At 45.2% G+C, this 25,954-nt stretch carries 31 protein-coding genes; 2 read left to right on the top strand and 29 right to left on the bottom strand.

Going from position 1 to position 25,954, the window contains the following annotated elements; genetic code table 11:
- Window positions 1-242: 242 nt before the first annotated feature.
- The 12 genes from MKY23_RS08210 to MKY23_RS08155 form a co-directional block, all read right to left on the bottom strand.
- On the bottom strand, window positions 243-1,463 hold the full coding sequence (locus tag MKY23_RS08210) for an RtcB family protein (RefSeq protein WP_339837099.1): 1,221 nt from the start codon (window positions 1,461-1,463) through the stop codon (window positions 243-245).
- Window positions 1,464-1,662: 199 nt separating this feature from the next.
- Entirely contained in the window at window positions 1,663-2,112 is a 450-nt protein-coding gene (locus MKY23_RS08205; protein WP_251502545.1) for a GNAT family N-acetyltransferase, read from the bottom strand.
- Window positions 2,109-2,561 carry a GNAT family N-acetyltransferase gene (locus MKY23_RS08200; protein WP_336122153.1) on the bottom strand — a complete coding sequence of 151 codons (453 nt, stop codon included), beginning with the start codon at window positions 2,559-2,561 and terminating at the stop codon, window positions 2,109-2,111. Before MKY23_RS08200 ends, MKY23_RS08205 begins: the two co-directional genes overlap by 4 nt.
- Before the next feature lie 183 nt (window positions 2,562-2,744).
- Window positions 2,745-4,835: an S-layer homology domain-containing protein gene (locus tag MKY23_RS08195; RefSeq protein ID WP_339837096.1), complete on the bottom strand. Its 2,091-nt coding sequence runs from the start codon at window positions 4,833-4,835 to the stop codon at window positions 2,745-2,747.
- 133 nt (window positions 4,836-4,968) lie between these two features.
- A complete protein-coding gene (locus MKY23_RS08190) occupies window positions 4,969-7,638 on the bottom strand; it encodes a LuxR C-terminal-related transcriptional regulator (protein ID WP_339837093.1) in 2,670 nt (889 codons plus the stop codon).
- Between the two features lie 174 nt (window positions 7,639-7,812).
- Window positions 7,813-8,349: a CDP-diacylglycerol--glycerol-3-phosphate 3-phosphatidyltransferase gene (gene pgsA, locus MKY23_RS08185; protein ID WP_221786874.1), complete on the bottom strand. Its 537-nt coding sequence runs from the start codon at window positions 8,347-8,349 to the stop codon at window positions 7,813-7,815.
- Window positions 8,346-9,059: an SDR family NAD(P)-dependent oxidoreductase gene (locus MKY23_RS08180; protein ID WP_339837090.1), complete on the bottom strand. Its 714-nt coding sequence runs from the start codon at window positions 9,057-9,059 to the stop codon at window positions 8,346-8,348. Before MKY23_RS08180 ends, pgsA begins: the two co-directional genes overlap by 4 nt.
- A gap of 65 nt (window positions 9,060-9,124) precedes the next feature.
- Complete coding sequence (locus MKY23_RS08175; RefSeq protein WP_339837087.1) at window positions 9,125-9,859, bottom strand: class I SAM-dependent methyltransferase; 735 nt, start codon at window positions 9,857-9,859, stop codon at window positions 9,125-9,127.
- 266 nt (window positions 9,860-10,125) lie between these two features.
- A complete protein-coding gene (locus MKY23_RS08170; RefSeq protein ID WP_336122149.1) occupies window positions 10,126-10,509 on the bottom strand; it encodes a VOC family protein in 384 nt (127 codons plus the stop codon).
- Window positions 10,510-10,680: 171 nt separating this feature from the next.
- Window positions 10,681-11,205, bottom strand: a complete 525-nt coding sequence (locus MKY23_RS08165; protein ID WP_336122148.1) for a YfiT family bacillithiol transferase — start codon at window positions 11,203-11,205, stop codon at window positions 10,681-10,683.
- Window positions 11,206-11,274: 69 nt separating this feature from the next.
- Entirely contained in the window at window positions 11,275-11,817 is a 543-nt protein-coding gene (locus MKY23_RS08160; protein ID WP_339837084.1) for a GNAT family N-acetyltransferase, read from the bottom strand.
- A 20-nt stretch (window positions 11,818-11,837) separates the two neighbouring features.
- Window positions 11,838-12,515, bottom strand: coding sequence for a class I SAM-dependent methyltransferase (locus tag MKY23_RS08155; protein ID WP_339837081.1), 678 nt, complete (start codon window positions 12,513-12,515; stop codon window positions 11,838-11,840).
- Window positions 12,516-12,678: 163 nt separating this feature from the next.
- On the opposite strand from MKY23_RS08155, the gene MKY23_RS08150 reads away from it, so the two are divergent.
- Window positions 12,679-13,452: a sporulation protein gene (locus MKY23_RS08150; protein WP_339837078.1), complete on the top strand. Its 774-nt coding sequence runs from the start codon at window positions 12,679-12,681 to the stop codon at window positions 13,450-13,452.
- Between the two features lie 72 nt (window positions 13,453-13,524).
- Here MKY23_RS08150 and MKY23_RS08145 read toward each other — a convergent pair whose 3' ends face one another.
- Complete coding sequence (locus MKY23_RS08145; RefSeq protein ID WP_221786888.1) at window positions 13,525-13,806, bottom strand: hypothetical protein; 282 nt, start codon at window positions 13,804-13,806, stop codon at window positions 13,525-13,527.
- Between the two features lie 19 nt (window positions 13,807-13,825).
- The gene (locus MKY23_RS08140; protein WP_221786890.1) at window positions 13,826-14,395 is read right to left on the bottom strand and encodes a hypothetical protein; all 570 of its coding nucleotides are present in this window, start codon (window positions 14,393-14,395) and stop codon (window positions 13,826-13,828) included.
- A 179-nt stretch (window positions 14,396-14,574) separates the two neighbouring features.
- Between MKY23_RS08140 and MKY23_RS08135 the strand changes: the two genes are divergently transcribed.
- The gene (locus MKY23_RS08135) at window positions 14,575-15,732 is read left to right on the top strand and encodes a glycosyltransferase family 1 protein (RefSeq protein ID WP_221786893.1); all 1,158 of its coding nucleotides are present in this window, start codon (window positions 14,575-14,577) and stop codon (window positions 15,730-15,732) included.
- Between the two features lie 6 nt (window positions 15,733-15,738).
- Here MKY23_RS08135 and MKY23_RS08130 read toward each other — a convergent pair whose 3' ends face one another.
- The 15 genes from MKY23_RS08130 to MKY23_RS08060 all read right to left on the bottom strand — a co-directional run bounded on the left by MKY23_RS08130 (window position 15,739) and on the right by MKY23_RS08060 (window position 25,949).
- Entirely contained in the window at window positions 15,739-16,401 is a 663-nt protein-coding gene (locus MKY23_RS08130) for an HAD family hydrolase (RefSeq protein WP_339837074.1), read from the bottom strand.
- Between the two features lie 45 nt (window positions 16,402-16,446).
- A complete protein-coding gene (locus tag MKY23_RS08125) occupies window positions 16,447-16,617 on the bottom strand; it encodes a YHYH domain-containing protein (protein WP_154887023.1) in 171 nt (56 codons plus the stop codon).
- Window positions 16,618-16,752: 135 nt separating this feature from the next.
- Window positions 16,753-17,538 (bottom strand): Cof-type HAD-IIB family hydrolase, encoded by a 786-nt coding sequence (locus MKY23_RS08120; protein ID WP_221786897.1) that lies wholly within the window; start codon window positions 17,536-17,538, stop codon window positions 16,753-16,755.
- 21 nt (window positions 17,539-17,559) lie between these two features.
- Complete coding sequence (locus MKY23_RS08115; protein ID WP_221786899.1) at window positions 17,560-17,922, bottom strand: DUF3139 domain-containing protein; 363 nt, start codon at window positions 17,920-17,922, stop codon at window positions 17,560-17,562.
- Between the two features lie 24 nt (window positions 17,923-17,946).
- Entirely contained in the window at window positions 17,947-19,533 is a 1,587-nt protein-coding gene (locus MKY23_RS08110) for a PH domain-containing protein (RefSeq protein WP_221786901.1), read from the bottom strand.
- Window positions 19,530-20,060, bottom strand: a complete 531-nt coding sequence (locus tag MKY23_RS08105; protein WP_260510688.1) for a PH domain-containing protein — start codon at window positions 20,058-20,060, stop codon at window positions 19,530-19,532. The genes MKY23_RS08110 and MKY23_RS08105 overlap by 4 nt, the downstream gene beginning before the upstream one ends.
- Window positions 20,061-20,197: 137 nt before the next feature.
- Window positions 20,198-20,779 (bottom strand): GNAT family N-acetyltransferase, encoded by a 582-nt coding sequence (locus tag MKY23_RS08100; protein ID WP_221786902.1) that lies wholly within the window; start codon window positions 20,777-20,779, stop codon window positions 20,198-20,200.
- Window positions 20,780-20,819: 40 nt separating this feature from the next.
- A complete protein-coding gene (locus MKY23_RS08095) occupies window positions 20,820-21,269 on the bottom strand; it encodes a hypothetical protein (RefSeq protein ID WP_221786904.1) in 450 nt (149 codons plus the stop codon).
- Complete coding sequence (locus MKY23_RS08090) at window positions 21,266-21,934, bottom strand: zinc dependent phospholipase C family protein (RefSeq protein WP_339837069.1); 669 nt, start codon at window positions 21,932-21,934, stop codon at window positions 21,266-21,268. Before MKY23_RS08090 ends, MKY23_RS08095 begins: the two co-directional genes overlap by 4 nt.
- A gap of 49 nt (window positions 21,935-21,983) precedes the next feature.
- Entirely contained in the window at window positions 21,984-22,772 is a 789-nt protein-coding gene (locus tag MKY23_RS08085; RefSeq protein WP_339837066.1) for a hypothetical protein, read from the bottom strand.
- A gap of 98 nt (window positions 22,773-22,870) precedes the next feature.
- On the bottom strand, window positions 22,871-23,323 hold the full coding sequence (locus MKY23_RS08080; protein ID WP_154982947.1) for an NUDIX hydrolase: 453 nt from the start codon (window positions 23,321-23,323) through the stop codon (window positions 22,871-22,873).
- A gap of 45 nt (window positions 23,324-23,368) precedes the next feature.
- The gene (locus tag MKY23_RS08075) at window positions 23,369-23,965 is read right to left on the bottom strand and encodes an HD domain-containing protein (protein ID WP_221786911.1); all 597 of its coding nucleotides are present in this window, start codon (window positions 23,963-23,965) and stop codon (window positions 23,369-23,371) included.
- Window positions 23,966-23,985: 20 nt separating this feature from the next.
- Window positions 23,986-24,867 (bottom strand): GNAT family N-acetyltransferase, encoded by an 882-nt coding sequence (locus MKY23_RS08070; RefSeq protein ID WP_336122143.1) that lies wholly within the window; start codon window positions 24,865-24,867, stop codon window positions 23,986-23,988.
- Window positions 24,868-24,896: 29 nt separating this feature from the next.
- A complete protein-coding gene (locus tag MKY23_RS08065) occupies window positions 24,897-25,169 on the bottom strand; it encodes a hypothetical protein (protein WP_145328782.1) in 273 nt (90 codons plus the stop codon).
- A 15-nt stretch (window positions 25,170-25,184) separates the two neighbouring features.
- Complete coding sequence (locus tag MKY23_RS08060) at window positions 25,185-25,949, bottom strand: aminoglycoside adenylyltransferase domain-containing protein (RefSeq protein WP_221786913.1); 765 nt, start codon at window positions 25,947-25,949, stop codon at window positions 25,185-25,187.
- Between the last annotated feature and the right edge of the window lie 5 nt (window positions 25,950-25,954).

The following is a 25,954-nucleotide window of genomic DNA, read 5'->3' as shown; positions in this document are numbered from 1 at the left end:
CTGAATTCTTGTTAAGTTAGATTAAAGATTTTACACAGGCCACTCCAAAGACAGAACAACCTGGAGAGTAGCTGTTATCCCCAGATTTTTGTGATTCCCTTTTACAAAGGGGAAAACCCGGTGATAAAGGCGACCGCTACGTTTCTTCAGGTTTTTTCTTTCTTCTCCGTTAATGTGTAAAAAATAGTTCAACTTATATAGTTTTTTTAAAAAAATAATACGTGCCCCAGGTTGATCTTCGATTAATCCTTGTAGGGGTCGAACTCATTGCCACCCGCCATCGCTACGCCTACCGGGCACAGTACATGATTGATTTTGAGCGTATTGGCATGCGCATTCAGCACGTCTTGCAATTTTTTGTAGACAAACGGGCTCTCATCCGTGCCAGCTCCACGGAGCTCCACACCATATGCTCGAATGGCGGCTTGCATCTGTTCTTCACTAATTTCGCCGCCCATACGCGTGCGAAGTTTGTAATTCATTTTGCCTGCCGCCTGCGTACGACTCATGATTCGTCCTGCCCCGTGAACCGTACTGCGGAAAGACTCCGTATTCTCCTCACTATGAATGCCTTCTACAATGACCGAAATATCCCCCATACTCCCGCCGACAAAGCCAAGCTGGCCCGGTGCCAGCGGTGTCGCTCCTTTACGAACAACGACGACTTCCTCGCCCATATGCTGCTCTTTCCACGCAAAGTTATGATGATTATGTACGGCATATTCAGCACTCGCTCCAAGGATATCAAGCACCTGCTCAATCACGTAATCCCTTCCGGCATAGGCATAACGACCCGCCAGTGTCATACCCGCCCAATACATATCACCCATTTCACTGTTCAAGTCAAACAGGGTCGGCGGCTGATCCATCGATTCACCCGGTGCTTTGCCACTGAACTCTCGTCCGGCCGCCAGATTCAGGAACCCACTCGCTACTTTATGCCCAAAGCCACGGCTGCCAAAATGATTGGCAATCCATACCTTGCCCGTCTGCTCTTCCACAAAAATATCGACAAAATGATTGCCGCTACCGACGGTTCCGAGTTGATTCCGTGCGAGTGTCTTCAACTTCTGTTGCAATCCGCTTTCGATGGTATCAAAAAGCTTCCAGTTCGGATCGTCGAACAGCTCATGCTCCACCGGGGTTGGGTTGTTCCGGCCTACGCCGAATGAGATCGTTGCATTAATATCATCCATAATGACCGCAATCCGGTCACGAATATCGTCCCACATCAGGTTCGTGCGCACAGCTTTGTTGCCGCAGGCAATATCGTACCCCACTCCTGACGGACTGATCATATTGCGGTAAGCAACCACTCCGCCAATCGGCTGCGAATATCCCTTGTGATGATCAGCCATTAAGGCCACGCCCAGCACATCTCCATATTTCGAACAAGTCACCGCCTGACTGACGGCATTCTCCAGCGGTTCCCCCCAGACTTTGATGTTATCCACGATACGCATATTCGGTAACCTCCTATGTATTCTTTTTCCTAAAGTTTAACAAAAATCTATCCTTCTCGATATGCTACTAAAGTATAGGTGTAGGATACGCTATACTGCTGTAAAAAAGGCTCCCCTTTTCCGTTCGCTCACTAAAAAAGAGAGCGTCCGCTAGGGGCTCACTCCCTTTTTTTACAGTGTATAGAAAGAATACTGCCGTTTATAAATGTTTTCGGTATCCCTGAACCTTCTCGTCTCTAAAGCCCAGTTTCTCGTAAAATCGATGGGCTTCCTTGCGCTGATCTCCAGACACCAGAATGATGTACGCACATCCCAAATCTTTGGCAATATGTTCGATCTTAAGCATGAGCTTCTGTCCAACACCCTGCCTGCGAACCCGTTCGGAGACAATGACATTTTCGACGACCATAAATGGCTCGCAAGTACCCATCAGATCCATGCATTCAACCCCCATAACCGATCCCACAAGTTTATCCTGATCGTAGGCTCCAAGCACATAGTAATGACTCTGTTTCTTCATTTGTTGAAACGTCTTTTGCATTTGCTGTGCATTCATCTGCTGTTCATTGGGAGGTGTACCCATCAATTCATGGTACAGCTGGTTTAACGCAGGCAAATCCTGCGGTTCAATCTGTTTAATTGTAATCATCGTGATGCCTCTGCTCCTTCTGATCTGATGAGATCCTTCTTGAAATAGTATTGTTGGTGTCCCGTAGGTGCATTCTCGATCATCGTCATCAGCTCATACCCATGTTTTAGGTAAAATTCAGGAGCCTGATATGAGAAGGTGTTCAGCATAATGAAATCACACCCCTTCTCCCGGGCCAAACGCTCTACCTCCTGTAGCAGTTTCGTTCCATACCCTTTGTGCCTCTCTTTGGCATCAACCCATAAGATATCTAGCTCGACCCAGTTCCAGCATAAGGTGCTCAGTACCCCTGCTACAATCTGCCCTGCCTCGTTTCGAATATGAAAATGAAGCTCCTCGTATCTGTTCCTTAAATCCTCGCTCACATGTGCCGCATTGTAAGCGACCAGTTGCTGGCGGACATAGGCTGAATCTTCTTCGGTACTTGGCGTAATGTTGGTATTTGGCATATTTGCTCTCCCTCTCGGTTCTACGTCAATTAAAATTCGCAATCTACTGTCTATGTATTTCATATTATCGCTTAACGTTATCTCACTCATCTTATACTAAATTACACAAAATGGAAACAACGCACCTCCCTCATAGGAAAGTGCGTTTGTTATCGTTCCATTCAATTCTGACTAAGCTACTAGCTACTGGGCTTCGGTCAGATAAACATCTACATACCCCCAACCCGTCATCCCCAACGGATCTGTAGCCATTATCCCAATTCGTATAGGCGTATTACTTGTTCCTAATGCTTTCACGTATAAGTTTTGTCCAACCATTCGAACAGTTGCTAATTGATTATCAGAAAACGTCGCTTCTAACTTAAGGGTCGAACTGTCATCATCCTCATCTCTAAACATGTAGGACAAGTCTATCTCGATTTCATCTCCACCTACATAAGCCGTATTTCCTGCCGGTGCCTCGATCATTTCAGGCGGAGTACCATCAAAGGTATATAAGATTTGCTTTTTTAGTAGTGCATGGTACGTTGTGAAATCCGGTTCTTCTCTGAGGTTTATCTGATTGAAATCTAATCTTACATATTCCAAATTCGGTGAATCTACCAGCCCCCCTGGAATATGAACAAGCTGATTGTTTTGCATAAACAATGTTTGCAAGTAAGTCAGCCCTGTCACGTCCAGTGCAGTGAGTTCATTATTTCCTAGATTTAGATACTGCAAATTCTCAAGTCCTGTGACATTGATTTCACTCAGACGGTTGTTCGACAGATCAAGCCACTCTAATTGTTCAAATTCAGAGGCATCCGCTTTGCTTATGTTATTTCCAGATAAATCAATTTCTACGACATTTAATCCATTAAATATATCGACACCGGTAAGATCGGAAATGCCAGCATCTCTTGCATACAATCCTCCTTGAGTCTGGACAAGTGCCGTAGCTAATTCTGCTTTGGTCAGCGGATCATCTAGCCCCTTCTGTAGCCAAAATGCCATAGCTCCAGCCAATTGCTCGTCAGGGAATTGGCGGCTAATCGTATTCACTTGCACGGTAACCTGGAGTTGTGCCGTTACACTGGCACCTTGTTCATCAGTAGCTTGAATGGTCAGCATCGTCTGACCAGCAGCTCGTGGTGCAAGGCGAATTACCGAGTCAGTCACAGTAGAAGATACCATGTTCTCCTCTCCCGACAAGACAGCGAACTTCAATGGTCCACCCTCTGGATCGCTGAAATAAGAAGAGGCCTGCAAGTCCTTAGAAGCGTGATCCAACGTCAATTCCTGAGCAGGCAAACCTCCTGAGGCAACGATTGGAGCACGATTGCTGGTTCCTGGATTAGATGGATTTGCTGGATTGGAAGGGGTTGAAGGTACAGACGGACTAACCGATCCTCCGCTTCCTCCACCTGTTGTTCCGCCGGACGTTGTTCCAGTATTATTGTTGTTGTTGTTCCCTGTACCTGTACCATTCGCAGTACCTACTGTTCCTGTAATTGTACCTTGTGTCTCCGTTACCTTGCCTGGATTATCTTTTGGAGCCTGCGAATTAGAACCATCTTGTTCTGAACCTGATTCCCTCAATACTCGAATCGTGTCTGTTGCCCGCACTGCAATGACAGCCATCTCTTGTCTGGACGTGGAACGTTTGGGTGCAAAATATCCATTTTCCCCCTTGAGAAGACCTAATCCAACGGCCTGTTGCACACCGGGCAAAGCCCAGACGCTAATATCCTTACTATCCTTAAATGATAACGATTGTTGACCATCAGATAGCCCATCATACCCTTTCACCTTCAGTGCCCGAATCATCGTAACAGCGAGCTGTTCTCTCGTCACTACACCATTCGGCCGGAATGTACCATCGGGATATCCATTCATAATCCCAGTTAAGTTAAGAGCATAGATATAAGATTCGCCCGAACTTGCACGCTCTAAGTCTTTAAATAACTGTTTCGGTCGTTGGTCTGAAGACGAGACCTTGATCTCCAGAAGCTGAGCTAACATATGTGCAAGTTCCCCTCTTGTCATAGGTGCATCTGGGTTGAAACGACCTGTTCCGTCTGGAATAATCCATTGTTGCTGGGTAGCTTTTTCAATAGCTTGCTGGGCCCACGGGGCAGCAAGCTGCAAGTCCTGGATACTTGTTCCATCCTCCGCGGCACCTACTGCTCCCGGAGCAACAAAGAGAGTGAACGAAAACACAGCGGCTATATATGGCACAACTTTATTCCGACGCTGTTTAGAGTAACCTTTGTAATTGGAATGATGATTAGACATTTCTTAACACAACCTCCTACGGAATCTTATCGCTATTGACACCGGAAATTCACAGCGTTATTTCGTTAGATTCATTGTAGGAGAGACGACATCATCCAAACAGTCTACAAAAAAGTAGACATTGTTTCATAACTTATAATAAGCCCCGCTGTTCAGCAATTTGTACCGCATGCGTACGACTGCTTGCTCCGAGTTTGGCGAACACACGGCGAATGTGAGTATTTACGGTTCCAGGTGATATCCCAAATTCGGCAGCAATCTGCTTGCTGGTTAACCCTTCTGCAATATGACCAAATATCTTCTGCTCCATGGGACTCAGTCCCACTTCTTTCTGTTCATGCTTTGCTTCATCTGGTGCTGAACGGCCCCGTACCTTTTGGTTTTGGACAAAAGCAGAGAGTAATTGCTTCACATAAGCTAATTTCACTCCATCATCCGAGATGGCCTTCTTACGGCGAAGCACCAAATACTGTTGAAGTAGCCATTTTACCGGCTCGCCTTCGGAAACAAATGAACGGATATATCCTTCAGGTTCTCCCAAAACAAGAGCACGCGATAAGGCTACAATACCAGCACCTGAGTCCCCCTGCTTCTGTAGTATTACGGACTCTAACAGAGCACATTCAATCTGTTCCGTCAACAGATCGCGTTTTTCAGCATGTTCTCGAACTCGTTGCAGTTCCTCTTGTGCGTAATCATAATGTTCAAGAGCCACGGCAGCACGTAATCGAACCATCCATTGAAATAGTTGGTCACAGCTCATTTCAACGAGCATTTGTTGTTCGTCTACCGGATTAGCGAGAATGTGGGTAGCCGTGTCCACAGGGCTCTGCTCAAGCCCTATTCGATTGCGATGTGCTTCTAATACAGATTTCCAGTACTCTCTATCCTTCTCAGACAGCAGACTCTCAGCCTGCTGCAACAGCTTTATACCTTCCTCAGCTCTACCTGAATGTAATTCAAGCCTAGCTTTCAGTACATATGCAGGAACAAGTATCGCCGCCACTTTGATCTGCAAGGCCACTTCAAGAGCTCGTTCCGCATACTTCACGGCTTCGGATAACTGGTCCTGTTCCATCAAAACCTCACCATATCCTGCTCCGTAGTAGGACGTTACATAGGCAGGTTCATCATACCAACGCTTTGTGATGGCTCCAAAACAAGCTTCCGCTCTCCTCAAGTAACCATGAACGCCGTGAAAACTTCGCATACGCATGCTCTCTCTTCGATCGTAGTCCATATACTGAAACGCAATATCATCAGGGTAGCCCTGATCAATGTAAGATACGAGATAAGAAGAAAGTCCTTCTAAATCACGGTTAAGATACGCCATATAAGCTCTCATGACACAGATCACTTGCAACAAATATTCAATAATTTCTGGCGCAACCTGCCCTTGGAGATGCACGCGGATGACATGCTCGAGCTCATCCAGTTGCTTCACCATCTCCCCATAAGGCATTTCACGTGCAACAAGAAACAAATAAGACATATATAACTTAGGACGAGCTTTCACTATTTCCAGCGGCAAAACATCAAAATATTTACGAAGTGTCCACCACTCTCCCATGATAAAATGGGCGAACAATTCTTCTAGCAATCTTGCGGCATCTTCCAAATGTAGCCCAAGAATATAATGATCCAGCGCTTCAGATGGATATCCGTTCTGTTCATACCAAAGTGCGGCAAAACCATGTAATTCGTTGGCCAACTCGGCGTGATTCCGTCTCAACTCACGCCTCAGAAATGCCGAGAATAAATGATGATAACGGTACCATTCTCCTTCCCGATCCAGAGGGATAAGGAAAAGATGTTCTTTCTCCAGCTGCCTTAACAACTGTGGAGCTTCATGCAAACCACTTAACACCTGACCTAAACGGCTGTTCATTCTTCTTGTTATTGCAGTTCGAAGCAAAAAGCGCTGCATTTCTGGTGACTGACGCTGGAATACCTCTTCTAACAAATAATCCGAGATGTTTCTGTTTCCTGCTTCTTGATCCTTTGTACGAGGTGGGAATGAAGTCATGTTTACCATTGAACTTTTCACCGTGCCTGCACCTAATGTGTGAGATAAAGCAAGTAGCTTTAACCCGGCTGCCCAACCCTCTGTGTGCTGTACCCACCCAAGTGCATTCTCGCTGGCATGCTCGATACGCATAACGTTCTGGCAAAAGTCAATGCCTTCTTCCGCTGTAAACGCAAGTTCCTGAAGGGTAAGCTGCTTCAATTCCCCTCTCAGCCGTAGCTTCTCCAGCTTAAACGGAGGATACGTCCGACTCGATATGACCAGATGGATAGACGAAGGAAGGTTTTCAATAAATTCCTGCATCTGCGAATGAATCTCCGGCTGCGTTATAACATGGTAATCATCCAAAATAAGCATCGTAGGCTGATCAATCTGGGCAACACGATTTAACAGCAAAATTAGTGCTTTTCTCGGCTCGACTGGATAGCGCTGCAAGAAATCAGGCAGGACCTCCCCACATAACCCCTGTCTCACGCGGTCCAACGCATGAATAATGTACAGCCAAAACTGAAATGGATCTTGATCCTTTTCATCCAGACAGACACAAGCCGCTTGCCCTGCGGCACTTCTCAGCCAACTCCCCAATAGTGTTGATTTTCCCGAACCGGCCGGAGCAGTCAACAACGTCATCTTGGATTGCATAACTTCATCGTATTGCGAACTGAGCCTTGGACGATCCATGGTATCCGCTGGTAGAGGGGGTAATTCCAGTTTGTTCGCCAAAATCATAAATTGAAGCCAGTCGCCATGGAAACCAGCTGTTTGTTCTTGCTGCATGTAATCCTCCTGAACCCGCACTGGGGTGCACATTATAGAAATCGTTGTATGTACATTTAGACATTCTAAGTATACAGGGAACAACGTCGATGCCGCACACCATTTTATACAAAAACCAAAGGCAAATAACCCTGCACAGACAGTACAGGGCAAATGAGACGATTATTTATCTTTTTATCTCAGCAACTTCAAATTGACGATGATATAATTCAAACCGGATAATAGCGTAACACCTGTCGCAATCCATATCAAAATCATATCTATTCTCAAATCTGTAAAAGTACTAAATATCACATGATGAAGTAAAACGGTAAGGATTGCAACGACTTGAAGAACCATTTTTATTTTTCCATATCGATCAGCAGCAAGTGTGATTCCCTGTTCTGCAGCTACCATACGCAAGGCTGTGATTACAATTTCACGTGCAATAATAACAACTGCAACCCACGAGCTAATCATATTCACCTGAACCATCATAATAAGTGCCACTGAAATGAGAAGCTTGTCTGCAAGAGGATCGAGCAACTTACCCAACCTGGTTACCTGATTGTACTTTCTGGCAATATACCCATCCAGTTTATCTGTACAAGCGGCTAGTGCAAAAATAATTACCGCAACCATCAAACCCGGCTCCTGCTGAACGAGAAAGCATAGCATAAACAGCGGAATCAATGCGATTCTTGCCAGAGTGACCCCGTTTGCCAGATTCACTGCTCCTTCGCCCCCTCCAGTAACTTCAGGATTTCCAATGCCACATCACGTGGGGTTTTCAATTGCCCTGTCTCATAAGCATCTCGAAATGCGCCAGACAGTGCAAATTCCTCTGTACTTTTTCCTCTCGCCACAGCCTGCAATTCCGTATCCACCATGCCTGGATCAAAGGCGACAATCTCCACCGGATTAGACTGTGAGACTTGCTCCATCGCAACACACTGTGTAAACATGTTGATTCCTGCCTTTGATGTACAATAGGCAGCCATCGAAGGAGCAGGATAACTGCCCGAAGCGGAACTCACATTAATAATTTTCCGTCGAGCCGTTATATGGTTGGTATGGTGAATAAAAGATGACGTAAGAATCATCGGTGCGGCCAAGCTAATATTCAGATGAACGCTAATCTCGTCCGCAAGACACTGATCTATGGGTTTCAACGGTTCAAGCATGGCCGCATTATTGATAAGTCCGATATATTCCACAGAAAGAAGCGGAATCTGCTCCAATATGCCCGAGATTACATCGTCGATGCCCTGAATGTCTGTAAGGTCGAACTGGACATGAGTGTACCTTTCGTAGATATTGCCCAAGTCGGATGCTCCGCGTGCTATGCCGTAGACGGAGTCTCCCTTTTCCAAACAAAGTTCTGCAAGCTGTCTACCAATGCCTTTGGATGTACCTGTAATAATTAAGGTTCTGTTACCCAATATGCTCCTCACCTTTCAATTCTCATATCTGTTCTAATGCCGCAGGATTGATATGTATTTCATCTCTAAACTTGTTCATCCTGTACTTCCGGTTTTCTCCACATGGTCACCCACAAAATAGGCAAACCAAAATACGGATCTTCCTGCCCCATCACTTTCATTGGACGCAGTTCCACACACTCAAACGGGTCCTCCAGTAAATACCGAAGCTTCTCCTCCGTAAAAGCAAGTCCGCCCCGCATTGACTTCTCGCGGTAAACTTCCCAATCGTCCATCACATGCTCCGGGCCGCCTTGATCGCCGAATCCTGGTGCAAAACAGGTCATGCCGAACAGCCCTCCGGGCTTCAGCGCACGATGAATCATCTCAATGTAAGGAATACGCTGATGCGGTAGCAGATGGTGCAGACAGCCCGAATCGTAGACTAGATCATATTGCTGTTCTGGCGCCAGTTCGAACACCGAACGACATTCAAAATGAACATCCAGCTGTTCTTCCGCTGCCCGTTCCTTGGCCCAAGCAATCGCAGTCTCTGACAGATCATAGGCATCAACCTGATAACCGTGTCCCGCTAAATACAATGCATTCCGGCCGGGGCCACATCCCAGCTCCAGTGCTCTGCCCCCTCTTAACCGTCCAGCTTCTACATCAGCAACCAGATTCTCGTCTGGTTTGTTTGGAAAAAACGGAATGGGTCTGTCCCGATTCTCATAGAACGGCTCCCAAAATTGCTTGGCCGATCTGAAATCCGCATCGAGCATATCATAGAGATCCTGCACACTTTTTATCGTTTTCTCCAAGTCTCAATTCCTCCTGTTTCACCTCGTAAAATAGGTACTTCTCCACCTCGTTTACCCTACTGTTTTACTAGCATTTTTACATGAATTCCAAACCAATTCACTACATTTTATTATAACATTTTTAACCATTATTTTCTCTATTTCTCATGTGTAAATTTAGTAGAATATGTATTGTTTTTTCCACAAAAAAAGCGAACGACATTACATGTCATCCGCTTGAAATTCCAGCTATAAGATTACTACTATACAGCTATATACGTTTAATTTTATCCCTTGCGCTCCATCACGGCAAAGTAATTTTTCTCATTATCTGCAAAATTAAAGACACGCCCTGTCGGCATCTCTACAATCTCTCCAACCGTTACATGTTTAGCAGACAAATCCGCATATAACCGATCAAGGTCATCGGTGAAAAACATCAACGAAGGTGTGCCCAGATTCACCCCGGCTGACATACGTGCCACGACCTCTTTATCATGCAAAATGATGCTGGTCTGTGAATCTTTCGCAGGAGCGATCTCAATCCACCGCATACCTTCATCAAGAATAACCTCATCCACGATATGGAACCCGGCTACTTCCGTCCAAAAAGCCAGAGATTCATCCTGGTTATTGACGTACAGCATAACTTGGCCTAATTTGCTAAACATGTGCCAACCACTCCTCTAATCAAGTTATCTCGGTATTCCTTCAATCTTAGATTGCCTCAGATTCCAATTGAGTATAACATGCATGTCCTATTTTAAGATAAACATTTTAGAGCAGCTGAATTGACGTTTCATGCCCCTATACGGCGAGGAAAGTTTGCTGTAATTTCTTATCTATATTCCCAGTCGATCTCGAAGCGAAGTAATCTGGGCAACATGATGTTTGCCATGCCATGCATACAATCCTAGACAATGATCCAGTCTCATCGTTTCTTTGGATGCAGGATGATAGAACGCTTTGGCATAGTCTTCGTCCGTTAGCGCGTATAGCAATGCCGACCAGCGGCGATGCAGTGCATCCAGAAGATGCAGTGAAACCTCCACACCCAGATCCTTGGAATCGCTCAGTTCGGCCCAGCGTTCCTCAAAATACGGGCGAATCGAAGGCGTATCTTCTGTCAAAGCGAGCTTGAAGCGAATCACACTGTTCATATGACTGTCTGCCATGTGGTGAATAACCTGTTTCAGCATCCAGCCTCCGTCCCGATATGGCAGACTTAGCTGTTCTTCATTCAATCCTTCTACCGCTTCTCTCGCACGCTTAGGCAGGTCTGCAACATCTTGAATCCATTGTTGCCTATGAGCCAGCGTTATCTCACCTTCATGTGTGAACTGCCCGATTGGATATCTAAAGTCCATCTTATTTCCCCCATGATCCCTGTAGATTTGTTTACTGCATATGAACATGACACGACTCACCGGGCTATTTTATAGAGTGTACTCCATCAACCAGCAATCTCTCATCTGTCCTTCATGCAGTTCATGCTGTGGCAATTGTTTAACCCTTTTAAAACCACACTTCTCGTAACAAGATAACGCACGTTCGTTCCACGCTTGCGGGTCCATAACCACTCTCCGGGCATGTTTCTCCTGAATCAAATACGCTGTCATAGACTTCACCAGTTGTGAGCCGATACCCCTGTTCCAGCAATCCGTTTCACCGATAAACTGATCGGTCCCATAGATGATCTCACTATTGTCAGCATAACCATATTCCACACGTTCCTCTGTCTCCAACTCATAGAACTGAATGTATCCGATTGCCCTCCCGTCATACTCTACAATACAACGGGCAGCCTCATCATCCTGATTGTAAAAATGTGCTCTCACAAGCTCCAGATCATGCGGCTGATCCCGGCCTTCGTAATACTGTAGAACCTCCGGGTCAGACAGCCATTTGACTAGCAACTGCTCATCCTCCGTCTGTAGCAGGCGAACTGTCAATTTCCCCACTTGATATACGATATTCATTTCATCCCCTCCCCGAATCCTTACGCTTTTACAGCCTTCCATATATATTTATGCTCTCGAACGGCTATTTTCCCATCAATTGTATGTTCCTTTAACTTGGTTTGCAATTGTTCACGAAACTCAGAGCTTGTGTAATCCGGGTTACCCGGAACGTCTGCAAGGAAGAGAGCAAACTCGTGTTCGTCAGGAAAAACCATAAGTGCCTCATGATATTCTTCGATCTCAATCTGCTCGTAAAGGTTACGTTCCAACCGTTCACGCACCTTTGTTATATCGGTATGTATTCCAAACAGCAGGCCTCCCTGAGGGAGAAGCCTTCCGTATTCAATAATGGATGTGGGACCCCTACGATTATAAATCAAGCCGAACTGTTCATCCTGAAAAGGCAGTTCTTCCTTTGTTGTAGCACAGATAAAATCCACATTCTGAATGACACTGGACTCCAAACTCTCCTGCGCTATTTTAATCATCTCTTCCGAGTTATCGAACCCTGTTATATGAGTAGCATGTGCCGCCATTTTAAGAGTAAAGTCACCGTGTCCACAGCCTGCATCAAGGACCGATGTATACGCAGGCAGTAACTGGATCAGCCGCTCTTCGAACATTTCTTCTGCGGACTTCCCCTCCCATATGTACTGTGCCCGAGCTCTGTATCCACCATTACGTCGTGCAATCATATCGTACCACTCCATACTCATAGACATCCTCCTATCTGGAATCTTGATCCTAAAGTAACATTCGGGCGAAACCATACAGATTCCTCTGTTCTTGTAAAAATTGAAACGCATCTATTTCATCGTCCGTATTATGCTCGAAATCATAATTCCCCCATAATAATCCATGAATCTGGAGGTTGCTCACATGTCATTTTTCAAAAAAATGCTGGCCAGTGTTGGTGTAGGTGCAGCAAAAGTAAATACGGAGTTACATACAACAGAAGTTATGCCCGGAGGAACTCTTTCGGGAATAGTGTACATTGAGGGCGGAGGTGTCGAGCAGCAGGTTGATCGGATTTATCTGTTAATCAAAACGCACTACATTCGGGAAAGTAATGATCGCAAAGTGAAGGAAACGGCTGTTGTAGCCAAATATCTGCTCACCGAGGGGTTCACCCTGCAGCCTGGTACAAAACTGGAAAAGAGCTTTCAATTCGATCTACCGGACAATTTACCGATTACACTACACCGTGCGGAAGTATGGGTGGAAACGGGACTGGACATCTCTAGCGCAGTAGACCCATCAGATCGAGACCTTATTCATGTTGTGCCTTCCAGAGAGATGGAAATTGTACTGGATGCCATAGATATGCTGGGATTCAAGCTTCGTGAAGTAACCAATGATTATGCGCCAAGGCTCGGTGGCAATCTGCCGTTTGTACAAGAGTTTGAGTTTGTGCCGACAACCAAGTTCCGCGGATATTTGGATGAACTTGAAGTTCTCTTCTATCCAATGGGGAATTCCCTGGAACTGTTGATCCAGATCGACCGTCGTGCACGTGGACTTAGCGGAATGTTCTCCGAAGCCATGGGCACGGATGAGACCTATGTGCGCCTGCAACTGCACGAGAGACATCTGGAGCGTGGTGCACGTTCCGTCGCACAAGGCTTGGAAGAGATTATTTCAGAGCACCTATAGACTACGAACATGCAAAACATCAAGAGAGCAGCCCCCGGCTATGTATCCATCTGATACCAAGGGCTACTCTCTTTATCTCTTGTTTTTTCCCACAACATAAGAACGAACAACATAGTACGCTATAGCCAAAAGGAATATACCACCAACACTTAGGGTTATCATCAAACCGCTTCCACTTGCCACATGTCCAAAGTCAACTTGCGATGTCCCACCAGAGGTTTGTAATGGTGTACCTTGCGGGACATGCTGTAATGTTAGAAACATGCCTTGGACTACTTTCCAAACCACCAACAAAAGCAGGAAAGTAAAGCTAACGATAATGGTTTCCATCCCCACACGTTTGTTCAGACGCATCCATTTCTCCCCCTTATTCTTATAGAACGAGAAACTGCTCCAGTTGCTGCTTTAATTCATCTTTATGCTCGTCTACATACTGGTACAGCAAATCGAAAACTTCTTCATTATCCGCTTGAAAGCTTAAATGTTGACCTTCCTGCTCTACCTGCTGTAATAACTCATGGATCTGTGTCCCATGTGTCTGCAAACTTGTTGATATGTCGTGTTCGGACAGACGTTCCACGTTCTCTCTGAGTTTTTCTGGCGTAATTCCTTGTTCCTTCAAGAGTTGTTCCACCTTTTGCAAAATCATCGCATCTGTCTCATTGCCACTTCGGTTTAACGCTTCGATGACCTCTCTCAAATGCAGGCCGCTGGCATTCTCCAAATAACCGGTCAATCCATTCATGGATAGTTCCGTATCCAGATCAATAATCAGCATAATATCTCGTATTACAACAGGCAGTTCTGAAACTTGTTCCCGAATCGTGGCAAATTCAGCCCGGTACATATCCATCGCAATGCTGCCCACCATTTCTTCGCCTGACATCTCTTCGATGCCTGCAAGCGGCATCAACTCCGCCATTTCTTCCTGTAACTTGTTCATCTCACTTGTCCTCCTGTATCTCTCTATATAGCGTAGTCATGATCTGCGCCGCCACGTCTCTCCATCATACCAGAATATGCTGTATAGAAAAGAAATCGCGCCAAGTTAACATGCATTTGACTCATGGAAAATAATTCGCTGTTATGATCTTGGCATCACAAGTTTAGGGAGGGGTAAGGATGCGTCTAGCCTTGTTCACAGATACTTATCTTCCAGAAACCAATGGTGTCGCAGGAACACTCCATCGTCTAAGCAACCATCTGAATCGCAGAAATATAGAACATCTGCTGTTTACATCCCAATCCATCATGGAAGGAAACGTTGAAGCTCCCGTAAGCTCCGTAATCAATATCCCCTTTTTTCTGTATCCCGAATGCAGAATCGCTTTTCCCAGCAAAGTAACTGCCTATAAACAGCTACAGGAATTTCAGCCTGATCTGCTTCATGTCGCTACACCGTTTAACATGGGGCTGCTTGGCCTGAGATATGCACTCAAGTTCAACCTTCCACACGTCATCTCTTATCACACCCACTTTGATCGTTATCTCAATTATTACAAGCTTGGAAGTGTCATTCCACTCTACTGGAAGTACATCAAGTGGTTTCATCGCACCTGTGATACTACATTCGTTCCGTCCCAAGACACGATGTACACCTTACAGTCTCAGGGGATTCAGCGGCTCAAGCTCTGGTCTCGCGGCATTGATTGTAACCTCTATTCTCCATGCAAACGAACCCCCAGCATTCGCGAACGGTATCAGATCACCGCACCTCTCATCCTGCTCTACGTGGGACGTATCTCCCCGGAAAAAGATATAGCCACCCTGACAGCCACGATGCAGCAATTGCCCGCAGAACTACAAGCCCATGTTCACTGGATCATTGTCGGTGATGGGCCTGCCCTTCCCAAGATGCAGCAGCAAGCGCCTGCCAATGTTACGTTCACCGGATATTTGCATGGTGATGAGCTTGCATCGATGTATGCATCAGCAGATCTGTTTGTCTTTCCTTCTTGTACAGAGACCTTCGGCAATGTGGTGCTGGAAGCCATGGCCTCGGGTCTTCCCGTACTGGCTGCTAACGCCGGCGGAGTCAAAGACCTTATCGTACATCAGCACAGCGGCATACTTGTTGAGCCGGGTAACGTAGACGCATTTATAAGAGAGATTAGGTTACGAGTCCATTCTTCGGAACTGCTGAAAAAGATGGGACTTGAAGGCCGAAAACTTGCAGAGCAGCGTTCCTGGGAGCAGATTTTTGACACCCTGATTGAAGATTACGAAGAGGCCACCCAGCAACGTCATCGACAGAAGATAGGTCGAATCTACACGGCATAAATTTTGCTAAAGTAAGGTTTTCAATTCCCGAAGCTGCTGGATTGTATGTAGCGGTGTAGTCTCCACTTTCTCCGGCCAAGGCTGGTTTACCTTCATCCAGATCGTATTCATGCCTGCTTTGGCCGCCCCTTGTATATCATTCAGCGGATGATCCCCGATGTAGAGGCATTGCTCAGGTTCTATACCAAAATGATCAAGGGCTAATTGAAATATACGCGGATCAGGCTTTTTCACACCTGCTTCTTCCGATACAATGATGTGATCATAATCCTCACGAATGCCAAGTTGATCAATCTTTCCATATTGAATCTGTGTTTGACCATTGGTGATTAAACCGATTAAATAACGGCCTTTCAAATGCTGTACCACTTCTCTTGCCTCATCCATGAGCACCGAATTTCGCACATACTCCCGGCCGTAGAATGCCATTAGTTCTTCGTGCGGAGGATGTTCTGCCCAACGTAATTCTTCTAATAATTCGTCGAACAGCCGGGGTTTCTCCTTATAACCATCTTCGTCGAGCTCGATGATCCGCTGCTTTATATGTTCGGTCGATTCCATGTGTCCAAAATACGTGTTGATCAAACTTTGTGTGAAACCCTCAAACGTTCTTGTCCGGTTTAGAATCGTGTTGTCCAAGTCAAAAATGACAGCTTTAATGCGATCCATGAAGTTTGTTCCTCCGTTCTCCTTCAGTTAATTGAGAAGTAGAGACTACTTTTTCTTTTTATGATAATGATAGCCTGTGCACAGACCTTTTTTAATCGATTTTGCGGAGCACTTGTGTCCACCGTTTTTGTCCAATCGACCAGGATGTGCATACGCCGAAGAGGATACACCGATAAGTATAACCAGCGATAAAATGAGTATAAAACCTTTTTTCATATTAAAATTCACCTTTCTTTTGACGCCCTATGCTTTAGGGCTTTCTCACTTCACTTCACTTCATTTCACTTCACTTCATTTCATTTTACATAAAAATCCACAATATGGATATCCCTTATTCCAACTAAAGTCCCTTTATATAAGCTTGTAGTGCCTCAACGCATGAGTTATTCCATCCTCACTCGCTTTCAGCGTGACGTAGTCCGCACTTTGCTTAACACGCTCTCCAGCGTTTCCCATAGCGACACCTACGCCCACATAAGTTAGTAGATCTATATCGTTCTCTCCATCCCCAAAAGCCATCGTATCCTCTCTGCGTATATTTAGGTGAGTTAGAACTTTCTGAGCCGCTACAGATTTACTGACTTCACCCGCTTCTAGCACATTGCAAACGTACGGATGGAATCGTACAAATCGTAAATAAGGAAACTGTTCTTTATATCGGTTTGTCTCCTCCTCATTTGCGTATAAACACATACAGTATATTTCCTCATCGAGCGTCATGATCTGTTCCGCATATTCCATCATTCCAAGTGTCTCTCGAAGAGCAACTATCACATGATGATCCGTCCGACCAGTTCCGTTCATGCCAAAAGACTCCGTAAAGTAGGAAAGTGCATGTCCCTGAGAATCAGCAAAATGACTGAATTCCCTAACCATGGTTGAAGAAAGAATGGATTTATGAATGATTTCACCACGGCAAGTAACCAAAGCTCCATTAGCTGAAATAACCGTATCTATGCCAAGATGCTTAAACTCTTCACATAGATGATGTGGTCTGCCTGTCACAAGGATGATATGAATTCCTTTTTGGATTAACCTGCAAATGGACTCTTCGGTACACTTGGAGAGACTGCGATCTTGTTCACTAAGCAACGTACCGTCCACATCCAAAAATACAGCTTTTATTACTTTTTTCATTAACCCTCATCCTCTTCTCCTCTACTGCTGGTCGTCTGTCGGCGCAAAATGCTTCAGGTCTGATTTCGTTTTACCGCTCTTCTGCGCCTCTTCCGAAATGCGATGGCTAAACTGAATCACATCATTATGTGCAAAATATATATACTCCACATCCGGTTCATCCTTAAACTTCACTACAGCAAGGAAGGGTGGCAGTTTTACGCTCCAGACGCCTTCTACGGATTCAATCTCATCAGGAGAATAATGTTTCTGCTCCGTTAAATATGTTGTGACACGATGTGCATAGATCATTTTGTTGACTTTTACATAGATAAACGGCATGAGAATCAATACAATGAGCGTAATGCCAATCGTCCATGATACAATCTTTTTCGTTTTACTCATTTTACTTAACGCCCCTTGTCGTTTCTACCGGATCTGTACCTCGTTGGAACGCCTCATGTACCACATCTGGAATGTGCCAGCTACATCATCCGGTATATCGTGAACATATTGATGCATGACAGGTTTGGCGCGATTTACGGTATGGATGGAAGCCAGCCCTAACTTGCGCTGCAAGGGATGACGTGTAATCTTGATTTCAATGACCTTTTCCCGTTTGGACAGAAACAGTGTCGAAGTCAGCGCACCTGAGCGAAACTGAATGAACTGATCGTTCAGTGCATACCGCGTATGATAAAAATTGATCACTTTACACGTTGTAATCCACACGAGCAACAGTAGCGAAATCATCCACCATGTCTGTTCCATGCCGAACAAAACCGGTTTGAAGTATATTAGCACACCCGTGACGATGATCCACAACCCGTTTGGTTTAAGTAAACGCAACCACAACGCTTTTTGCGGCAACCTATGCATTTCCTCCGTCACATGGTAGGAAGGCAGCATTTCTTCAATGATGCGATAGGCCTCCCTCACAGGTAAAAAGGGATATAATGTGTTAATCTCCTGGCTAGCTTCACCCAAACTGCCTGCGGTTGTAAGTTCTACCTCGGCAAGACCCAGCATTCTTTTCATCAGGGACTGTGTAATCTTGACGGCCTGTACACGATCTTTCTGGATCGAGAACGACGTCTTCTCCAGCATGCCCTTTGTAATATAAATTCGCTTGTCATCGGACGTGATCTGGAAATCTCCATATTTCACAAAGGTACGCACAATTCCAAGCCCGACAGATACAAGGATCAAAAGCAGAATGACCAGGCTCGTCACCCACCATGATTCAAGCCAGGTTAATACAAGGCTTTCGGTTACGGTTTCGTCTGGGAAGAAATCCTTCACGGTTGAGTACAAGGAACCCAAGATCGGGATCAACACCAGAAAACTAAGTGAAGTAAACGAAGCTTTGAACACATCTTTGCGCGTAGAACGGTAGTGAACGACGTGTTCGAATGTGCCTTTAATTCCTGTGTCATTGTTATTGGCATTGGCGCTTGAGTCACTGCCTGCTTGTTCTTCAGTTTCGATATACTGCTCTGCAAGTAGACTTTTCTCATCCTTTGCATCCTGCTCATCATCCATAATTCCCTCAACCGTAGCTTGGACTTCGGATAAATGACGGGCTACCCGCTTTTCTAATTGTTCTGCTTCAGAAACCGAAACGACCTGTAGCTGAAACGTCGCATCATCACCCTTGATACCCGTTTCGAAGCGTATAGAGGTTACTCCGAACAAACGATGAACAAAGCTCGTATGTCGGCTCACATTTTGTACTTTCGTATACGGGATCGTTCTACGGGTTCGACTGAATGCTCCCGTGTAAATATGGAAAGCTTTCTCATCGGCTGAATAACGTGTTGTGAACCATTTCCAGATGATCGAGATTAGTGCTATGCAAATACCGATGTAAAAGATGATTCTCGCATAGAAGACCCATGCCTGATCTGATCCTGCACGAAATACGAATAAAAACAGAATAAAAGCAAATGTACTTTTAAGCAGATTACCCAAACTCCACAACAAGCTGAGTGCATGATGCCGTTTCATCTCCGTCATTCATCCACCTCGTTAATCCGGGCATAATCCGCAATCTGGTTACGCAGCGCATATGCCACATCTTCCGGCAAGGCCGGTATATGATGAGATGAACCCATCGTTCCGATGGACACCGAGTATAGTCCGTATTTTCTCATCAATGGCCCCTGATTCGTTGATACGGATTGCACCTTGGCCATCGGAATGACTTGGTGCACCTTGTTCAATGCCCCATGCTTCAATTGCACAAACTCTGCGTTAACGCCATAAAACCAATATCGATACAACAACACGGGCTGCAAAAATATATCCCACACAGCATAACCTGCGGATATAACCGTGACTCCCCATAAAATCCAGCCGATCCACGGCCTCCAATCATAGACGGAGTCCAGTATAAGCAACGCTGCCAACACCACAAAGCCAATGACGTTGTAAAGGATCGCGCTAACTCTCCACAAACTTATGGCATGAGGGGAAAGCTTCTGTTGCGGCGTGCTCCATTCCTCTGTTCCAGTTGTTACTGCCATATCTGTTGTTTCTGACATGTTGTTGTTCTCTCCTCTCTCATGTCTTTTTTTGTCTATATACTTTACGATGATGCGTATGTATCGATGCAGTAAGATAAAAGAAATAAAAAAAGATGACTCCTGTTCAAGTGCAGGGGGTCATCTTTTGTTTTCGTTTATTTTCCAGCAAAATCCTGCACTTCACACAACCATACCATATTTTCGCTTCCTTCACCCCAGTAGTCCTTCGTCACAACATACGGTTCTCCAAACTTCCGCCGCCACTTCTGCTGTGCAATTCGATAACCACTGTCCAGACAAAATTGGATAATCCCCCGCTTCTGTAGTTCGGTGACCAATGCCGCAATAAGCGCTGAAGCAATCCCCTGGCCCTGCAGTTCAGGTAAAACATACAGTGAGCCCAGCGTTCCAACGTGATCCAGCCGATGGTTGGTGCATTCCTGAACGACTTTCCCGCAAGGCCCATATGAGATCGTACCTACGATCTTCCCTTCTTTTCGGGCAACAAAGAAAAAGGGACTTGTCGTCGTTGGTTCAAGATCAGATTCATGTTGCAAAACAGATTGTACTATAGTCTTTTTATGTTCGATCTCTTCCTGAATTTCATCCAGAAGTGATCCGATCCCTTCCTGACGGTATGCCTCTGGAATCGTTGTCTCAAAAATATGATATGCTCCATCCACATCTGCTGCCGTCAGTGTTCCGATTGTTATCAACTTGCCTGCATCTCCATTCATCTATAAGCCTGTATTCATGTTGTTGATCTTTTCGCTCCATTTAGTCCGTACGGCGCTGAATGATTTGTCTCAGTTGATTCGCGTTCTCTAGAGGGATCGTATATCCAGTCGTCGTATCCTTTTGGTTTACAAGCAAACCTTGCGTCTTTGGATCTGCACCCAATGACAGATCGTACCGAGTGACTGCGCCATCTGCATATGTGATGTTCATCGTGTATTCAGCAGAATAATCAAGCATCCCCTGCATACGCTCGGCACTGAATATGGCTTCGGTCACGATTTGAATCTCGTCAGCGCGGTCAAATTCTACATCGCGGCACGTTTTAGAGAAGTGAGCCTGATTACAAGATAACGTGATTAACGTAGGAATCCCCTGACTCTGTTGTAGTTTCTCAGCCTCTTTGGAGCCCACATCACTCGAATTGTTGCCACCGCACGCTGCAATGAATATGACGCTGAAGAATAGAAGCAACATTCCGATATGTCTCACCTAGCGGCCTCCCATTCAGCTGATAAGTCGTTTAAACGCGGGACTGTTTTTTGGACAAAAGCTTGTACAACCTCTTCGGTAATGTAACTTGGAATAATGCCCAGTTCTTCCCCATGTAAAAAAGAAAACGTGCGATCACGCCAGCGTATGATCTCATCTGCTGTTAAACGATCTGCCATCTCGTACCCTGACGAGTTATTTAAGGCCGACCATACTTCTTCGCTCCAATTCATGGTGCGATACAGATTAAAATCAATCTGATCCGTCTCCTTGTAATATAAACGGGCCAGGTCTTCCTTGGTTCGCACGGCTCCCTCACACTGGTCTTGCTCACGAACCTGTTCCTCGAATGCGGGATACACACTTCGAAACCAGTAATAATCCGTCATCACATGCATGAAGTAACCAGTGACAAAGGAAGTCCAGCCTTCACTCTTGCGCTCGCTGATGTAATCACCATAAAACTTCTGGAGACGTCCGGTATAATTGTCTTCTTGCTCAGGATAAAAATGAGTATACTGCTTGTCGTCCCTTGTTGTGCCTTCACGCATATGAATGGCATCTGGCGCAATATTTCCGAGATAAAATGCTCCCAGGTCCAGTGGTTCAGGCAACGTATCAGCCAATCGATGGGCTACACTTAAATGCACCATAGGCAGAGGCATAGACCGATCTCCTTTTTCCATTGAAGGAATGGTTATATATAATCTCTCGTTAGCTCACCAAACCTGCCAGTCTCTCGTCCTGCATCCGGTCAAACAACTTTTCCAGATCCGTATGATACGCAGGCTGATCCTTCACCAGCAAACGGATATATTCGGATCCACACTCGTAAAATACGAGGCGGTTAAAAGGTGCTGTATCGCCATAATGATTAGGCTGCAATTCATACTTGGCTCGAATCAAATTCTCGATATACCTTGCTGCTCCTTCATTCCATTCCAGCCAGCTCCAATATTCCGCTTGCTCTTCTGTAAGAGATTGGAACAATGCCGTTCGCGCCACCTGAATTTGCTGTAAATTCTCACTTTTCAACGCAGATAGAAGAGATTCAATTCGCCCAGCAACAATCTCATCTTCGTACGGGAATTCGTAATCGATCTCCCAGGTTACACGCCTCAACTGGGTCATTTTATGTTTAATCTGCATCCGGTCAACGATTCGTTCCTCGTATTTTCCATAGACAGAACAATGCACGTATTCATGGAACAGAAAAACCTTCTGCTCTAAATCTTTGAAAACAGAAGCGGTCACAATCGCGCACATCCGATCGTTCATATGATGTACAGGCATTGCGCCGAGGCAGTCATCAGGAATATATAGGTCGTCCGGTACGGTTTTGACCCATTCGTATTGCCCGGATACAGATGAATAATCATAGATATATAACAATGATTCGTGTGCTACAACAACCGGATGGTGTTCTGCAAAAAAAGGATGCAGGCTGACCAGCTCGATCTGAAGCTCATTTACCTCGTTAATTTGCTGCAAAAATGTATCCATGTCTAACCCTCTCTCTTTGCAAAATGATACTATTATCATACTAAATCAGTATCCGTAAATCACTGAGAGAAAAATGATAATGTTGTGCGAAACTCCTCCTAGCTTTTGATATATCCCGCTTTGGACAGCACATATTTGGTGAATGGATTGATATCCGGAATCGGCTGAGTCAAGTCGAAGTACCTGAGCTCTAACCCTTCATCATCCATCACCGTTGGACTGCCCGTAATGCCGCCTGCTTCATAGATTGCCATGACATTGTATACCTCATCTCCATGTGGATAACGGTAATACATATCCTGACCCGAAAATATGGTAATCAGCTTATATGCCTCTGCTCGCAGACCAGCTTCTTCATATAGTTCACGCGCAGCAGTCTCTTCCAATGATTCACCCGGTTCAAGCGAACCGCCAATGGTACCCCAATCCAAGCTATCTGTTCGTTTCTGGAGTAGCAGGTGACCCTGCTCGTTAAACACCAGTACACATGAACCTGCCATGATCAAGGGACGTGTGCCTACCAATTTTCGTAAATCCATGATGTACCCCATGTTAGCCTCCTGAGTCCAAATGTAGTTAAAACAGCCCCCGTTTACTTAGGAACCGGATTGTTTCAATATCCCCTGATCTACCGAATCTTGTACGATTTGTTGTGTATACTTCCACAGCGTTGCTGACCCATTTGCAATTTCGGCATTACGATTTAATACCTGATCACTCGTAATGTTATATTTCTGCCATGTATCACCTTCATTCTGATGATTATGAATGATCGGCTGCAACCGATCCATGGAAGAAGCAAACCTGGCCTCCGGTGTCTCTTTGGTCTCGAACTCCATCCACAGACTTAACAGTTCTTCGGCTTGGTCTTCTGGCAACATACCAAATAATCGGTTTGCGGCTTTAAGCTCTCGTTCATGTTTATCTGTGTTTCCTTGGGTGTCATACGCAAAGGTATCACCGGCATCAATTTCAACAAGGTCATGAACAAGTAACATCTTGATTACTTTAAGCATGTCGATTTCCTTGTTAGCATGACCATGCAATATGAATGCCATCATGGCTAGATGCCAAGAATGTTCTGCATCATTCTCGAGCCGTTCGCCATGGATAATTCGTGTTCTTCGTTCAATCGTTTTCAGCTTGTCTATTTCAATCAGAAACTGGACCTGTGACTCTAGTGTCTCATCCACGCTCTTACCCCCTTCAATTACTAACGCATACACTCTGAAATGCTGTACCAATAGACCTGATAGTTAAAATCCAGAGATAAACCTGCACCTTGTGCTAAACGGATCGAACCTATGTTATCCGGAGAGCAATCCCAATAGGGACGGATGCCTCTATCGTTACATTCGTTCATATACGCTTGAGCAGCCAAGGCAGCATAATTTCGCTTACGATGACCTTCCAATGTTTCAATATCAATGGCATGTGTGTTTCCATCGACAAAAGCAGAAATACATATGCACACAATCTCTTCCTCGCGAGTAACAACATAGCCAACACCATGTTTCAGAAAAGCATCTACGTTTGTCCAGAAATGCTTGATCTTATATGTGACAAAAGAAAGATTATTCAACCTATCGTCTTTCAAAAGTACTTCGTCTATTATAATAACCTGTGTTCCCTCGACTGGTTGTATAAGCATTCTAGAGGAAGATGAGCGCTTGGCACTCTTTATTTTCTCTGTTCGCTCTATTCTTTCATCCGTTGGGTTTAGCAGATACACATGCTGTGTATCATCGTTCAGTTCACTCGGGCCAGCCATATGCTCAAGTACCGCTTCCCACCGACTATCTTCTACGCCAATCTCTACGTCAAAAATTTGTAATGATGCTAACGTGGGATAAATCTGTGTCTCCATGTACTCTCGGAGTTCACTTCGGAACACTTCATTCTGAAAATCACCAATTAGCTGATAACCGGATTGCCCCTGAACCCATACAAGCGCCGCTTGAGGATTGAGGGTATCGTCGACATAGACCCGTCCCGGGTTCATGCCTGATGCCACTGCTTTGACCTCCATATTGCGACAGGCATTGGTTAGATGTTTTATTTTGTGAAATTCAGAAGCCTCCAGCTCAGTAATCATGTACTCAATCCTTTCTTCACCTCACCGCTCTACCTTCTGCCTTGCTCGACTTTCATTTTCAGGATTTTCCACGTCCAGGCACCATACCAGATGCCAGCAGCTGGAAACAACACAAGTGCCGTCAGTAAGTTTACATAAAACTCACCATTCAGGGTTAAACTTTGTCCGCTCCACGAGGTCATCACCAAGGTATACAGAAAAGCCAAAGGCAAACCCCAGCCCAAAACGCCGCGCACCAGGATATGATGCCTTTTTCCTTGCTGTAATTGTTTCTCCCATTTGATCCGTTGTGATTCTTTCATATATCAAGTTCTCCTTTAAGCCTGCATAGCTTCTTGAATTTGTTTGAGCATATATTCGGCATAATCTCTTAAACGTGTATGTTCCACATTGACCGATTCACGTTCCCCGTTGTACTTAGCCAAACATTGGGAGATAAGTTCCTGATGTTCAGGCAATGCTTCTGCCACCGCACGCTCTCCAGCCTCTCGCTTGGAGTGAATCACTGATTCCTGAATATACAACAGCACGCGTGACAAAGTTAAAACATAATAGACCGAATTGTCTACGATTTCTTCCAAGGCTGAACTTGCATCAGATGCAATGGATTGGATGACATGCTCGCGGTTCGCCGGCTGGAACAGTTCCTTGATCGGCTTGCCATACAGCACAATACCTCGATCATAGATCACCGCCATATGTGCAACCACATCCGGGTCTTCATGACCACCGCAGAGATAATCAGGATCATTTCTGTACTTCTCCCGGTGATATGCAGAATAATGAAACTCAAAAGGTGTAGGGTATTGACCACGTGTTACAGCTGACTCTAGTACAATACTAATCTCAAACCCTTTCGGAATATGCATTTCATCTTCTATACGTATCAGTTGGTCGGCGATTCTGCGGTAACTCTCAGAGGACCTTTTCTCTCTACATACAACTAAAATATCGATATCACTCTGCAGCGGATGGAAACATCCCATCGCCATGGAGCCATGTAAATACACGCCTGTTAACGCGTCGGTTAACTCTTCCTTTAATACTTCGATGAGCCTGCTCAATATGGTCTTTTCATTCACCTTGA

It is taken from the genome of Paenibacillus sp. FSL R7-0272 (assembly GCF_037969905.1).
Classification (GTDB): Bacteria; Bacillota; Bacilli; order Paenibacillales; family Paenibacillaceae; genus Paenibacillus; species Paenibacillus polysaccharolyticus.
The sequence above is the reverse complement of the archived record's forward strand: the minus strand, read 5'-3'. Positions and strand labels throughout refer to the sequence as shown.

What these genes read in the sequence shown, in the direction of transcription:
- MKY23_RS08210 (WP_339837099.1), bottom strand. Translation starts at nt 1,463, where the DNA reads ATGCGTATCGTGGATAACATCAAAGTCTGGGGGGAACCGCTGGAGAAT.
- MKY23_RS08205 (WP_251502545.1), bottom strand. Translation starts at nt 2,112, where the DNA reads ATGATTACAATTAAACAGATTGAACCGCAGGATTTGCCTGCGTTAAAC.
- MKY23_RS08200 (WP_336122153.1), bottom strand. Translation starts at nt 2,561, where the DNA reads ATGCCAAATACCAACATTACGCCAAGTACCGAAGAAGATTCAGCCTAT.
- MKY23_RS08195 (WP_339837096.1), bottom strand. Translation starts at nt 4,835, where the DNA reads ATGTCTAATCATCATTCCAATTACAAAGGTTACTCTAAACAGCGTCGG.
- MKY23_RS08190 (WP_339837093.1), bottom strand. Translation starts at nt 7,638, where the DNA reads ATGCAGCAAGAACAAACAGCTGGTTTCCATGGCGACTGGCTTCAATTT.
- MKY23_RS08170 (WP_336122149.1), bottom strand. Translation starts at nt 10,509, where the DNA reads ATGTTTAGCAAATTAGGCCAAGTTATGCTGTACGTCAATAACCAGGAT.
- MKY23_RS08165 (WP_336122148.1), bottom strand. Translation starts at nt 11,205, where the DNA reads ATGGACTTTAGATATCCAATCGGGCAGTTCACACATGAAGGTGAGATA.
- MKY23_RS08160 (WP_339837084.1), bottom strand. Translation starts at nt 11,817, where the DNA reads ATGAATATCGTATATCAAGTGGGGAAATTGACAGTTCGCCTGCTACAG.
- MKY23_RS08155 (WP_339837081.1), bottom strand. Translation starts at nt 12,515, where the DNA reads ATGAGTATGGAGTGGTACGATATGATTGCACGACGTAATGGTGGATAC.
- MKY23_RS08150 (WP_339837078.1), top strand. Translation starts at nt 12,679, where the DNA reads ATGTCATTTTTCAAAAAAATGCTGGCCAGTGTTGGTGTAGGTGCAGCA.
- MKY23_RS08145 (WP_221786888.1), bottom strand. Translation starts at nt 13,806, where the DNA reads ATGCGTCTGAACAAACGTGTGGGGATGGAAACCATTATCGTTAGCTTT.
- MKY23_RS08140 (WP_221786890.1), bottom strand. Translation starts at nt 14,395, where the DNA reads ATGAACAAGTTACAGGAAGAAATGGCGGAGTTGATGCCGCTTGCAGGC.
- MKY23_RS08135 (WP_221786893.1), top strand. Translation starts at nt 14,575, where the DNA reads ATGCGTCTAGCCTTGTTCACAGATACTTATCTTCCAGAAACCAATGGT.
- MKY23_RS08130 (WP_339837074.1), bottom strand. Translation starts at nt 16,401, where the DNA reads ATGGATCGCATTAAAGCTGTCATTTTTGACTTGGACAACACGATTCTA.
- MKY23_RS08125 (WP_154887023.1), bottom strand. Translation starts at nt 16,617, where the DNA reads ATGAAAAAAGGTTTTATACTCATTTTATCGCTGGTTATACTTATCGGT.
- MKY23_RS08120 (WP_221786897.1), bottom strand. Translation starts at nt 17,538, where the DNA reads ATGAAAAAAGTAATAAAAGCTGTATTTTTGGATGTGGACGGTACGTTG.
- MKY23_RS08115 (WP_221786899.1), bottom strand. Translation starts at nt 17,922, where the DNA reads ATGAGTAAAACGAAAAAGATTGTATCATGGACGATTGGCATTACGCTC.
- MKY23_RS08110 (WP_221786901.1), bottom strand. Translation starts at nt 19,533, where the DNA reads ATGACGGAGATGAAACGGCATCATGCACTCAGCTTGTTGTGGAGTTTG.
- MKY23_RS08105 (WP_260510688.1), bottom strand. Translation starts at nt 20,060, where the DNA reads ATGTCAGAAACAACAGATATGGCAGTAACAACTGGAACAGAGGAATGG.
- MKY23_RS08100 (WP_221786902.1), bottom strand. Translation starts at nt 20,779, where the DNA reads ATGAATGGAGATGCAGGCAAGTTGATAACAATCGGAACACTGACGGCA.
- MKY23_RS08090 (WP_339837069.1), bottom strand. Translation starts at nt 21,934, where the DNA reads ATGCCTCTGCCTATGGTGCATTTAAGTGTAGCCCATCGATTGGCTGAT.
- MKY23_RS08085 (WP_339837066.1), bottom strand. Translation starts at nt 22,772, where the DNA reads ATGGATACATTTTTGCAGCAAATTAACGAGGTAAATGAGCTTCAGATC.
- MKY23_RS08080 (WP_154982947.1), bottom strand. Translation starts at nt 23,323, where the DNA reads ATGGGGTACATCATGGATTTACGAAAATTGGTAGGCACACGTCCCTTG.
- MKY23_RS08070 (WP_336122143.1), bottom strand. Translation starts at nt 24,867, where the DNA reads ATGATTACTGAGCTGGAGGCTTCTGAATTTCACAAAATAAAACATCTA.
- MKY23_RS08065 (WP_145328782.1), bottom strand. Translation starts at nt 25,169, where the DNA reads ATGAAAGAATCACAACGGATCAAATGGGAGAAACAATTACAGCAAGGA.